General features: G+C 61.0%; 10 protein-coding genes and 1 pseudogene. 6 read left to right on the top strand and 5 right to left on the bottom strand.

Features of this window, described 5'->3' with window-relative positions:
- Positions 1–528: 528 nt before the first annotated feature.
- Positions 529–837: an H-NS histone family protein gene (locus tag GWE18_RS07765; RefSeq protein ID WP_275185194.1), complete on the bottom strand. Its 309-nt coding sequence runs from the start codon at positions 835–837 to the stop codon at positions 529–531.
- 1,097 nt (positions 838–1,934) lie between these two features.
- Here GWE18_RS07765 and GWE18_RS07760 point away from each other — a divergent pair.
- Positions 1,935–2,120 (top strand): hypothetical protein, encoded by a 186-nt coding sequence (locus tag GWE18_RS07760; protein ID WP_275185193.1) that lies wholly within the window; start codon positions 1,935–1,937, stop codon positions 2,118–2,120.
- Between the two features lie 631 nt (positions 2,121–2,751).
- Here the strand turns inward: GWE18_RS07760 and GWE18_RS07755 are convergent.
- Positions 2,752–4,394, bottom strand: a pseudogene (locus GWE18_RS07755) (VWA domain-containing protein); the annotation flags it as partial.
- 179 nt (positions 4,395–4,573) lie between these two features.
- Here GWE18_RS07755 and GWE18_RS07750 point away from each other — a divergent pair.
- Together GWE18_RS07750 and GWE18_RS07745 are read left to right on the top strand one after the other, a co-directional pair.
- Positions 4,574–5,176: a tripartite tricarboxylate transporter substrate-binding protein gene (locus GWE18_RS07750; RefSeq protein WP_275185192.1), complete on the top strand. Its 603-nt coding sequence runs from the start codon at positions 4,574–4,576 to the stop codon at positions 5,174–5,176.
- Positions 5,145–5,546, top strand: coding sequence for a tripartite tricarboxylate transporter substrate-binding protein (locus tag GWE18_RS07745; protein ID WP_275185191.1), 402 nt, complete (start codon positions 5,145–5,147; stop codon positions 5,544–5,546). The genes GWE18_RS07750 and GWE18_RS07745 overlap by 32 nt, the downstream gene beginning before the upstream one ends.
- Before the next feature lie 65 nt (positions 5,547–5,611).
- Here the strand turns inward: GWE18_RS07745 and GWE18_RS07740 are convergent, their stop codons facing one another.
- From GWE18_RS07740 to GWE18_RS07730, 3 genes are read right to left on the bottom strand one after another with little or no spacing between them, the layout of a single operon-like run.
- Positions 5,612–6,445: an N-acyl homoserine lactonase family protein gene (locus GWE18_RS07740; protein ID WP_275185190.1), complete on the bottom strand. Its 834-nt coding sequence runs from the start codon at positions 6,443–6,445 to the stop codon at positions 5,612–5,614.
- Positions 6,446–6,469: 24 nt separating this feature from the next.
- Positions 6,470–6,850 carry a carboxymuconolactone decarboxylase family protein gene (locus GWE18_RS07735; protein ID WP_275185189.1) on the bottom strand — a complete coding sequence of 127 codons (381 nt, stop codon included), beginning with the start codon at positions 6,848–6,850 and terminating at the stop codon, positions 6,470–6,472.
- Positions 6,851–6,899: 49 nt separating this feature from the next.
- On the bottom strand, positions 6,900–8,243 hold the full coding sequence (locus GWE18_RS07730) for an MmgE/PrpD family protein (RefSeq protein WP_275185188.1): 1,344 nt from the start codon (positions 8,241–8,243) through the stop codon (positions 6,900–6,902).
- Between the two features lie 163 nt (positions 8,244–8,406).
- Here GWE18_RS07730 and GWE18_RS07725 point away from each other — a divergent pair, with 163 nt between their 5' ends.
- The 3 genes from GWE18_RS07725 (at position 8,407) to GWE18_RS07715 (ending at position 11,801) form a co-directional block, all read left to right on the top strand.
- On the top strand, positions 8,407–9,315 hold the full coding sequence (locus tag GWE18_RS07725; RefSeq protein ID WP_275185579.1) for an NAD(P)-dependent oxidoreductase: 909 nt from the start codon (positions 8,407–8,409) through the stop codon (positions 9,313–9,315).
- Between the two features lie 31 nt (positions 9,316–9,346).
- Positions 9,347–10,744 carry an MmgE/PrpD family protein gene (locus GWE18_RS07720; protein WP_275185187.1) on the top strand — a complete coding sequence of 466 codons (1,398 nt, stop codon included), beginning with the start codon at positions 9,347–9,349 and terminating at the stop codon, positions 10,742–10,744.
- 106 nt (positions 10,745–10,850) lie between these two features.
- Entirely contained in the window at positions 10,851–11,801 is a 951-nt protein-coding gene (locus GWE18_RS07715) for a branched-chain amino acid ABC transporter permease (protein WP_275185186.1), read from the top strand.
- Position 11,802 lies beyond the last annotated feature (1 nt).

The following is an 11,802-nucleotide window of genomic DNA, read 5'->3' as shown; positions in this document are numbered from 1 at the left end:
TTTCCTCGTGGTTGTGTGTGTGCGATGCAGCGCGAACGGAAAATCACGTTGGCGAGATGCGTCGCTCGCAAGTTGCGCAGGCGCTGCGATCTGCAGATGAGCGAACTCCCGCTGCGATCATATGCTGAAAACATTGGCAACGTCTGTTCACTGGTAGACGAAGTAAGGAAGATATTGGCTGGTCACCCGCCAGCGGATGAGCCTCAAAGTTTTTTATGCGACGCCTGACCGCTCCATGCGCCGCCCATGCAAGCACAACTGATCGGCGGCTCTGGTAGTTTTTGTAGCCAGCAACCGGCAGTCTGAATCCCGTGTTGTTTGTGATCTGTCGCAGCTTCAAAACGCGAACTGGATATAATCCAATGACAGTATGGATCTACGTCGACACTCGCAAGCCACTATCGGGGAACAAGGTACATCTCAAGCTATTCGCAAACGCGGAGGTAGCGAAAGCGTGGTTCGAACGGTACAACCCAGAAGGCGTTGCGTTTGCATTAGGTTTTAGAGTTAGCCTTATCGGGCGGCGGCTCATCGTCTATTGACCGCCTTCTTAATTCTGAAATCCTCGATACGCCTACCCGAGCGCAACTGCGCTACCAGCCAAAGCGGCTGCTTGCCACGTCCGGCCCAAGTCTCGGACGGCTGATCAGGATTGCGATATTTCGCGGGTACGGCGGGGTAGGCCCGGCGCCCTGACACTGGGGCTTCCAGCAGCTTCAGACGCTCTTCTAACTGCAGTTTTTCCGCCTGGATTCGTTGCTGTAGCAGTTGAGAGACCTCAACATGCAGCGACCAAAGGTCGTCGGTACTCATCCGTTCGAGATCGATTCGTTTCATGACTAACTCCATCATCATTTCTCATGCACAGGCTTCCGTTATTTCTCCGTTATTTTAATAATAAACCAAACGTTTGCTTTCGGAATAAAGTGGGCTAAAAAGCGTAGTGAGCATTTTGTAAAGTAAAATCGCGGCCAAAATGCAGGTTCCGGTTGTGGAACCGCCTCGCTGAAGCCAGAACTTTTGTTTAGTTATTGGTGCATTTTGTTTTTAGTTATGTAGGGGTTGAGTTATGCCAAAGCGCAGCCGCGACATAGAATTACTTCGTCAAAATAATGATCTAAGAGTACGATATAAAGAGCTAATTCGCTTGCGAGCGGAAGTCGCCGGCTTGCTCTTTCCTTTGAAAAGATCGCTATCTCGCAAACTTAGGATTAGCCGCAGCAATCGGTCGGCAGCACGAGCAGTACAGCGAAGCAAGCGGCCGGCGTCCTGTGCACCCATCCTGCTACTAATGCCGGGGCGTAATGCTACATAGCCGCACTATGCCATGGTCATTCGTGAAGGCCTCCGCTCCGGCGCCCGGTCGGCTGCTATTGCGTCGCAATACGGCCCTGCAGTCCGCCTGGGGGCACTGAAGCCGCCCATTCAACTTCACGCTGACGCCTAATTCGGCCTCCGCCATTAACACGGCGCGCCGTTCATGCCGGCGAGAGCTATAGCCAAGGCGTTCTCGTTGCCGGGCTTCCGATCTCAGTTTCACCTCGTCTCTCGAATTCTGCGGATTTGCGTTTTGTTGGTCGGCATCGGCCCCGAACGAAACGGCGTCAGCGATCTATCCCCTCCGCGACGCCATGCGAACACCCGGGCTTGGAGAAAATCGCCGCGGGGGCTGCATGGGCCGCACCCGGCGACTGGCACGGTTTCTGGTGTTTAGGTGCCGCTGAGGATTTAAGCGGCTCAGTTTAGGACGAAGACGCCGCCGGACGAGTATTTTGATACCGGCGGTTTTTGACGGAGCAGTGGGCGCATTCTTGTCCGGAGGCGGCAAGAATCTCCAAGGTATTTCCGCCTTATGTGAACCTGAATGCAGACTGTCACGACCCAGAAAGAATAGCCTGATATTGTCAGGTGTGTGCGGGCGTAGGGGGTACAACATGAAACAGCCGGTTGAAGTACGGACGCATCGTCTTCTGCAAATCTCGACCGATCTTCACAACCGAATGGCTGAAGTTCAGAAACTCAGAGAAATGGTGCGATCAGCGGAGGCGGCAAAGCGCGGCCAAGAGCAGGTCCATCCAGCAGTCGCCCTGCCTCCCGTCAGCAATGAGCTGCGCGTCTGAATAAGTGACTAGGGATTGCGAGACTTTGTTGGCCCTACATCGCTCGACGGCTGATTGAGAATCTACGCTTGAGCTCGGCTCTTTTTGGCCTTCAGCTTCGCGCAGAGGACGTCTTGCATCAGTCCGCGGACCGCAAACAATTCATCGATCGTCATAGATTCCCAGTGAGACCTCCAATCACCCTTCACGATGCGGCTCTCACGATCATGAGTAGGATCGATTCGAGATATGATCGGGAGAACTGCGACGTGTAGAGGGCGTGACGAGCGGAATGAGGTAGATTACCAGCTACTCCATCTCCTCCAGCTCAGGAGCGTTCCATAGCGATGCTGCCAGAATGATAAGAGAAGGCGTCCACGCTAACATGGCTCCGAACGCCATGGCTTGCAAAGTGGTCATTGAATGCTCCCAACTCACCACTCACCAACCTATCAATCTAAACTTAATTCGGAGTTGAAAGTTCCATTTGCGCAATCGGTAGCCGGCACAAGGCTTTTGTGCGATGCGGCGCAGGGCGCAATTCTGACCTTTTGCTTTTCTAGGCCGTCCAGATCGGCAGTCCCTGTCTCGTCTTCGCGACCGCGGTTGCCGCGGACGGGTACCTTGGAAGGCCGCGGAAGCTGTCCGTGCTTCAGCGGGCCAATTGCCGGTAGATCGATGGAAGCGCCGCCGGCAAGCGGCGGATGTTGCCGACGATGGAGTAGCCGCGGCGCCTGAACAAGGTGGGAAAGTAGGACTGTTTGCGTCGACCGTGACGCCGAACACCGCAACTCCGGAACGTCGGGCCTCCCGCACGGCCTTGCGGGTGTCTTCCACCGCAAAAGCGGCCTTCATAATGATCGACGTCGTTGGGATTTCCATCGGTCAGCACCAACAGCAGCTTCTTGCGCTGGGGTTGACGGGCGAGCTCGGCAGCGGCTTGGCGCACCGCCGCGCCGATCCGCCTGTAATAGCCCGGCTTGAGCGCACCGATACGCCGCTCGACGGCAACTCTCATCGGCTCTTCGAACGACTTGACCGTATCGACACGCACCCAGGAGCACCGCCGCGATGTAAAGGTCAGGATGCTGTGATGCTCGCCACAGGCGGATAGCCCATGCGCGAGGACGAGCAGCGCTTCCTTTTCCACATCGAGAACGCGGTGGCCATCGACCCACGCGTCCGTGGAGAGCGAAACGTCGACCAACAGCGTGGCGGCGAGGTCATGCCCTTGCGGCCGCATGGCCAGGTGGACCCGATCGAGCGCGCCGCTGCCGGCCCGCAGATCGCTTCGGGCGCGGACGAGCGCATCGAGATCCAGATCGAACCCGTCGGCCTGGCCGCGCATCACTTCGTGCCGCGGCCAAAGCGCCTCGAAGCGCCGCCGCACATGACGGACGTGCTTGAGGACGTCCGCGTCCGGGTTCCAGCCCCGTCAACACCCGGCAATGATCCGGCAGATGAGTGCCGGCTCGGTAATCCCATTCCGGATAAAGACGACCGCTACTCAGCTGTGTGGCATCGACGGCTTCCGGCGGCAGGTCCAGGTCGAATTTCAGCTTGGTCGCTGGCTTGCCGCTGCGGCGGCCGATCGCGAGTTCGTCGAGGTCGTCGGCTGCCTTGCGGACGTCCTCGCCTCGCTGTCGTCGGACGGGCGATCGACGTTCAGCATCTCCGCCATTCCGAGTATCTTCTCGAAACGGATGAACGGATCGCGCTTATCGCCGTCACTGGCTTCGCGGACGGCCCGGCGCTTTCGCGTGTCAGGCATATCAGCCTCGTCGCTCGGCACGGGCGCGTCGTGGTCGCCACCCTCGACGGCAATGGCCTCGCGTGTCCAGCAATCATCCCAGAGCGGACACGGCAGCATTGGCCGGTATCCGGGCGGCGCTTTCGCCGGCAGGTCACCGACGCCGGTCACCGCCGGCCACAGCCAGTCCGCCGGAGGCGCACCGGCACCGAGCAACGCCAGCAGGATCCGTTCCACTTCCTGCTCGGCCCGCGGCAGAGGTCTGCGCGGGCGCGCTTGCGCCGCGGCCGCAGCCAGCCGCTCATAGGGACGGACCAAGCCGGGGAATAGCGTCTGGCCTTTCCGACCGTCTCGCGGGCACGCCGCAAGGTCACGAGGTCGCGCCGCAGCGGGTCGATCTCATCGGTCGTTGCAACAGGCGCCGCAGCGAACCATCCTGCCAGCCAGCGATAGAGCAAGGCATTGAGCTTGCGGTCCGGAAACAGGGCGATCCGATCCGGCAGGAAGACGGTTGCCCCATCGCGGCCGGGATGATCGATGCTTTGGATCGCCAGCGCACCACACATGGATGGAAGTAAACTACTAATCGCTATCGCGATTGCCATGATGATCCTAAAGTCTCTGTAGCGACGATGCTTGGCTGCTGACGCTGCCGCATGGACGACTTGCCCGTCCGCGAAACCAGCCTATGGTTACAACAAAAATAGCTTCAGGGAGGCGACAAGTGGCAAAGCTTTTGATGGCGGCGGCTGCTCTTCTTGCAATAGCCGGAATGAATGGTGCGCAGGCCCAGGATTATCCGGCAAGAACCGTTACGATCATCGTTCCCTTTGCAGCCGGCGGGCCGGCCGACATCACGGGCAGGATCGTCGCCGATATCTTTAGCCGTCATCTCAATCAGAAATTTGTGGTGGAGAATGTCGGAGGTGCCGGCGGCACCCTTGGCGCGCTTCGAGCGGCCCGTGCCGCGGCCGATGGTTACACCATTCTTTCCGGGCACCTGGGCACAAATGCGCTTGCGCCGGCGTTCTATCCAAATCTGGGTTACGATCCGCGGAAAGATTTCGAGCCGATTGGACTAAGCGCCGAGTATCCCGAACTGCTGGTCGTCCGCAAAGACTTTCCTGCCAACAACCTCGCCGAATTCGTAGCCTATGCGAAATCCAACGCGGGCAAGCTCAATGGCGGGCACGCCGGACTTGGCTCGGTGTCATACATCGGATGCCTCCTTCTCAACGCGGCGATCGGCATCAAGCCGACCATGGTGCCGTTCACCGGCACGGCCCCGGTATTGAATGCAATGCTGGCGGGGAGAAATCGATTATGAGTGCGATCCCGTGCTCGGAACGTTGAGCCAGGTGCGAGCCGGTGCCGTCAAGGCACTGGCGGTCGCTGCCCGGAAACGCAGCCCGATGCTGCCGGATGTGCCAACGTCTTACGAACAGGGCCTGCCCGAATTCGACTGCGCACCGTTTTACGGGGTGTTCGTGCCGAGCGGCACGCCGCAATCAGTTATCGAGAAGCTCGCGGAGGCGCTGGATAAAGGCCTCAGCGAGGAATCGGTGCAAAAGCGGTTGGCGGATCTCGGCGCCGACATCGTGGAGCCAGGCCGCCGCGGACCAAAGCCCCTCGCCGACCTGATTAAAAGCGAATCCGCGCGGCTGATGCCGATCCTAAGAGCTGCGATGGAGAAATAGGCGCGGCAGTGCATCGTATCGCTCGTTGAAGGCATTCGCTTTCGTCGGGAGTGCAACGACCTTGGCTAGTGCTCCGACGCATAATCGGCGCGAACCGGAGCGGCTCCCGATGGCGGCACGTCGAGGCGCACTGCAATGCCCTCGAGTTCCTGACTCGGCGCCGGATAAAGCTTCATAACCAGCGGATCATGCCCCGGGACGATGTGGCTCTCATCCGGCGCCAACGCCCGCAGCCGGTCGAACCCTTCCAGCATTTCGCCGATGTGAAGCGCGGTGGTAAACGGACGTTCGCTCGCCATGTTCTCGTAAAAATGGCTGACGTCGGAAGCGAGCACGACGAACCCCCGGCGGGTCCTGACGCGAACGAATTGAAGCCCGGCCGAATGGCCGCCTGCCGCGTGTACCGAGAGGCCGGGAGCAAGATCGGCGTCGCCATCGTAGAACAAGACGCGGCGCGCATAGTTGAGCCGTACGATCCCGCAGACGTCCTCGACCTCGAATGAATGCGACAACCTCGGATAGTGCATGAAGCGCCCCGTGGCATAGGCAAGTTCGCGCTCCTGAAGATGGAAACGCGCGTTCGGGAAGCGGTCGAAATTTCCCGCATGATCGTAGTGCAAATGGGTGAGGATGACATCCTCGACCGCACTCGCATCGATGTCGAACGCACTAAGCGTCTCCACCGGACAGCGCAGATATGTCCGTTTCCGTCTCGTCGATACTTCCGCGTTGAATCCGGTGTCGATGACGAAGGTACGACCTCCCCCTGTTGCCAGCCACATGAAATAGTCCATCGGCATCGGCCCATCGTGCGGGTCGCCGCCGATGAAGTGCTCGCTCCGCCGCGCATCGCGGGTGGCGTAGCGAATGGCGAAGAGTTCGTACTCCGGCTCAGCCATGCTATCCCCCGACAGACCGGCAGGTCATGACTTGCCTTCGGCTTCGTTGAACGCCTCGCGCGCGTTGCGGAAAGCATCGATCCCTGCCGGCACACCGCAATAGACGGCGACCTGGAGCAGGATCTCCTTGATCTCGTCCTTGGTGAGACCGTTTTTCAGCGCGCCCTTGACATGCAGCTTCAACTCATGCGGCCGGTTGAGCGCTCCAAGCATCGCAAGATTGACGATGCTGCGCGTCCGGCGGTCGAGCCCCGGCCGGGCCCACAATGCGCCCCAGCAGAATTCGGTCGACCATTCCGCCATCGTCCGGGTAAATTCGTCGGCTCCTGCGATGGATTTGTTGACGTACTCCTCGCCGAGCACTTCCTTGCGAATCTTCAATCCCTTTTCGAACAACTCGCTCATCTCTGGTTCCTTCCGTTTGTTTGAATGCTGTCTTTCAAGGCCGCGCGGCTCAGCGCTCCATCCCAATCAGGCTCGATATATCGTCGAGCGCTTCGATACGCCAAATGCCGTCGATGATGCGATCGACATCCCAATCGCTTTCGCCCAGCCGCGCACAATCGCGCAGCTTGGCTTCGATAGCACGATCCGACAGCGGATCGGCAAGACTGCCCTTTGCCGCCATCACGATCTCGCTCAGCGACTCTCCCGACGTTAATTGAATCACGACGCGCGCGGCGCCATCCGGAAGTGAGCCATCGAGCTTCGCCCTCACCTTCTGACGCCACGACACCAGGTCCGGGCGAAATACCATCGCCTTCGAGAACTCCGTGACGCCGGCCGTGCCCAGCAACAAGGCGCAGGCGGCGCAGTGATGGATGCTGACGCGTGCGTCGCGTTCGTTGCGAACCAGCCGATCACCGCGCGCCAGCAGCAGCGCCGAGCCCTGCACCGTGATGGAGGCGATATCTTCGATGCGCGAGCCCAGCCTTTCCCGTAAGGCGAAGCAGGCGTCGATCACCGCATGAAACACGATGCCTGCGGGATAGGGCTTGTAGGTGTTCTTGGCGATCTCCCAGGTCTCATCCAGAGCTCCCGTCAATCGTGCAAGATCGGGCTCGTCCCCCATGGCGCGCGCCCAGCCGAGCGAGCCTTCAATGGCGAAGGGCGATGCGGAATAGCCTTCCGCCGCAAGCAATGCCGCAAACAGGCCGTTGCGAGCTGCATTGCCGACGCTGACGTTCTTGGCGGCGCTCGGGAGATTTTCGACGATCCCGGCCGATTGGCTCGCAGCAATTCCAAGCGCATTGGAAATCTGGTCCGCCCGCAGGCCGAGCAGCTTGCCGCAGGCGGCGGCGGCTCCGAACACGCCACAGGTCGACGTAATATGCCAACCGCGCGCATAGTGTCCGGGAGACACGGCATTGCCGACGCGGCACTCGATCTCCACGCCGAGAATGAATGCCGTGAGAACGTCCCGCCCCGAAAATCCACGCGCCTGCGCCAAGGCCAGGACCGGCGCCGCGACGGGCGCCGCCGGATGAATGATCGTGTCCAGATGGGTATCGTCGAAATCGAGCAGATTGGCTGACACCGCGTTGACGAATGCCGCGCCCATCGCATCCAGCCGTTCCGGACGGCCGATGACCGCCGATGTTGCGACACCGCTGAACGGCGAAAGCACGCGCAAGGCAGCGGTGACTGCGGGGTCGTGAGCCGAACCCAAGGCGGTTGCAAAGAAGTTCAGGATCGAGCGTTTCGCTTCGTGACTTTGCCCCGCGACATCCGTCCACGTCGTACGGGCAACGAAACCGGCGAGCGTTGTGCCGGCGCCTTGCGCTTCATCTTGCCGCACTGAGCAAATTCCTCGCGAGCCTGTTTCTCCAATCCTATTCCGCCGCGTCGCGCCCTGTCGACCGGAATCTTATGCTTGACAGATTAACTGACAATCTGGACATTTGATCAAACGTGGCCGGGAACCCCGGCGGCGCCAATAACAAGAAGAGCGCTTGCGGCGCATCAGGGAGCGAACCATGGCAGCAGAAACAATCGGCTTTGTCGGAACGGGCCGCATGGGCGGACCTATGGCCGGACGCCTGCTCGACGCCGGCTATTCGCTATGCGTTTACGATTCGCAGACCGAAGCGACCAAGCCGCTGGTTGCGCGCGGCGCGCGGCTGGCGAAATCGCCCGCCGAAGTCGCGTCCAGCGCAGACATCGTGCTGGCGAGCCTGCCGACCCCTGATATCGTCAAGGCCGTGGCATTAGGCCCTGATGGAATCGTTGCCGGCAACCGCGCCACCATTCTTATCGATCTGTCCACCACCGGGCCTGGCGCCGCCAAGGCGATCGCGAATGGATTCGAAGCCCGGAACATCACGCTGGTCGATGCGCCCGTCAGCGGCGGCATCAAGGGCGCGGTAAACGGCACGCTCGCCGTGATGGTCTCCTGCCCGCAGACGACCTATGACAAGGTTCAGCCTATCCTGAAGCATTTTGGAAAGCTGTTTTACACTGGCGACAAGCCGGGTACGGCTCAGACCGCGAAGCTCGCCAACAATCTGATGGCGGCGGCCGCTCTGGTCATCACCTCCGAAGCGGTGGCGATGGGCGTCAAGGGCGGCGTCGACGCCAAAGTGCTGATCGATATCATCAACGCCAGCAGCGGACGCAACAGCGCATCCGAAGACAAATTCCCCCGCGCGGTGCTTCCCGGCACGTTCGACTTCGGCTTTACCACCGGCCTTTCCTACAAGGACGTGCGGCTCTGCGTCGACGAAGCGGAAGCCATGGGCGTTCCGATGGTTTGCGGCTCGGTGGTGCGGCAGATGCTGGCGATCACCAACGCCAAATATGGCGCGTCGTCCGACTTCACATCGATCGCGAAAGTGCTGGAAGAGTGGGCCGGCGTGCAGATGCGCGGCTAGGCCGACGCCATCGTCGAAAGGGAGCCGCAGCGTGACGATCGGATCGATCGAGTCAGGCGAAGTATCGATGGCGCGAGCGTTCGCGCGCGACGCGCTTGCCGTCGATGCCGGCCGTCTCGATCAGGACGTCGTTGAGAAGGCCAAAATCTGCCTGCTGGACTTTCTCTCCTGTGCTTTCGAGGCCCGCAATCACCCCTGGATCCGCCAAGCGATCTGCATCGCGCGGCAGGTGGCAAATGGCGCGACCATCATCGGGACCGGCTCGCTTGCCGCGCCGGGCGATGCCGCCTTCGCCAATGCGACGATGGGCCACGGCCTGGTGCGCGAGGACATGCATGCCGCCAGCATCTGCCACCACGGCGTGGTGATCTGGCCGACCCTGCTTGCCCTGTCGGAGCGAACACCGTTGTCCGGGGCGAATTTCCTTGGCGCCGCCATCATCGGCTATGAGGCCGGCGCGCAAATCGGCCGCGCACTCGTTACGGCCGACCTCGCCCGCCTCTACCGGCCGACCGGCATCGTGGCGCCGCTCGGCGCAGCGTTAGCGGGAAGTTGTGCCCTCAGTCTCACCGAGGATGCCGTAACGAGTGCGGTCGCCATTGCCGCCAATACATCATCCGGCCTGAACGAATGGCCGCGTGCCGGCGGCTCCGAGATGTATTTCCACCCGGGTTTCGCTGCGCGCAACGCGATTGCCGCGATCGAACTGGCCGAAGCCGGGGCCCGCGCCTCGGAAACGATCCTCGAGGGCGAAGCCGGACTATTCGCGGCCTTCCGCCGGCAGCCTGCCCCCGCCAGCATCCGGTTGTTCGCGGGCGCGCGGCCCGAGATCATGACGGTCTATAACAAGCCAGCGCCCGCCTGCAATTTTGCCCAGACCGCGGCGCAAGCAGCCTTGCGTGCCGTGCGCGACATAGGAACGGCGGACGACATCGCGACAGTTTCGATCCGCGTCCCCGAGGCCGCGGCCAACTATCCCGGCTGCGATTTCAAAGGCCCGTTCCGCAACGCGTTGCAGGCGAAGATGAGCATCCCCTTCAGCGTCGCTGCCGTGCTCGCGCGCGGCGCGCTCGAAGAGGCCAATTACGCTGACATCGACGACATCAGAATTCTTCGCCTCGTCGAGCGAACCAGCCTGCAAAGCGAGCCGCACCTCACCGCCGCATTCCCGGCCAAGCAGGGCGCCGAGATACGCGTTACCTTGCGCGACGGAAACGCCGTCGATCAGCGCCTCGACAATGTCATTGCCGCGACGCCGGAAGAGATCCGCACGCGCTTTCGAACTGCTGCGACCGGCGTGATCGGCGACAAGCGCGCGCTGCTTCTCGAAGGACTTGTCGACGATTGCGCATCGCTCCCGGACAGCCGCGTCATCGCAGCCTGCTGCCGGCCCGAACCAAGCGAACGGCAGTTGCGGCCGGCATCATGACCAATATGAGCAAGCAGGATATGTGGAGCGAAATGTTCAAACCTGAGGCGCACTCGACATCGGCCAGCGCACCGAAGACGAATGCCAACGCCGCACGAGGTCGTCGGTGACACAGGTGCTGGAAGGTTTTCTGCAAGCGTTGTCCGCCGGACTCCTCATCGGCGCGGTCTACGGCCTGATGTGCGTCGGGCTCGGGCTGATCTTCGGCGTTATGCGGGTGATCAATTTTGCCCAGGGCGATTTCATGATGCTCGGCATGTACGCGGCGTTCTATTTCTTCACTGCGCTCGGCGTGCAGGCCACGTTCGGCAACACCTTTGGACCGTTCGTCGCGATCCTGCTGGCCGGCCCGGTGTTGGCCGTCTTCGGCTACTTCGTCCACCTTACCCTGATCTCGCGCGTATCAGGCACGCGCACCTCTTCGCTCGAGGGAGAGGGGCATTATGCCCAGCTCATTCTGACACTCGGGATTGCGCTGATCCTGCAGAACGGCGGTCTGCTCGTGTTCGGTTCGGTGCTTGCCTCGATCCGGACGCCGCTGTCGAGTTCGGCGTGGGAGCTTGGACCGTTATTTTATGACGTCAGCGTCTTCATCAACAAGGCGCGCGGGATAGACGCGGTTGTTTCGCTGGTGACGATGTTGCTACTGACGCTAATGATCACGCGGTCGCGGATCGGAAAGTCGCTGCGCGCCGCGGCCGACAACCCCACCGCAGCGACCTATATGGGTATCGACGTTGACCGCGCGCACCGCATTGCCTTCGCGCTCGGCACAGGTATCACCGCGATCGCGGGTGGCCTGCTCGCCACCAACTATCCATTTCATCCCTTTGTCGGCGTCGAATACGTCATCGTCATGTATGCCGGCGTCGTGCTCGGCGGGATGGGCAGCATCATCGGCGCCTTCTGGGGCGGCATGACGATCGGCCTGGTCCAGCAAATGTCGACGCTGATCCTTCCGACGCAATTGCAGAACGCCGCGATCTTCGTCGTGTTTCTCCTGATCATCTTTGTCCGCCCGCAAGGTTTCTTCGGGCGCATGGTCGAGAGGACGTGAC

Origin of the sequence: Bradyrhizobium sp. CSA112, assembly GCF_029051645.1 — a bacterium.
In the GTDB taxonomy this organism is placed as follows: domain Bacteria; phylum Pseudomonadota; class Alphaproteobacteria; order Rhizobiales; family Xanthobacteraceae; genus Bradyrhizobium.
The sequence above is the reverse complement of the archived record's forward strand: the minus strand, read 5'-3'. Positions and strand labels throughout refer to the sequence as shown.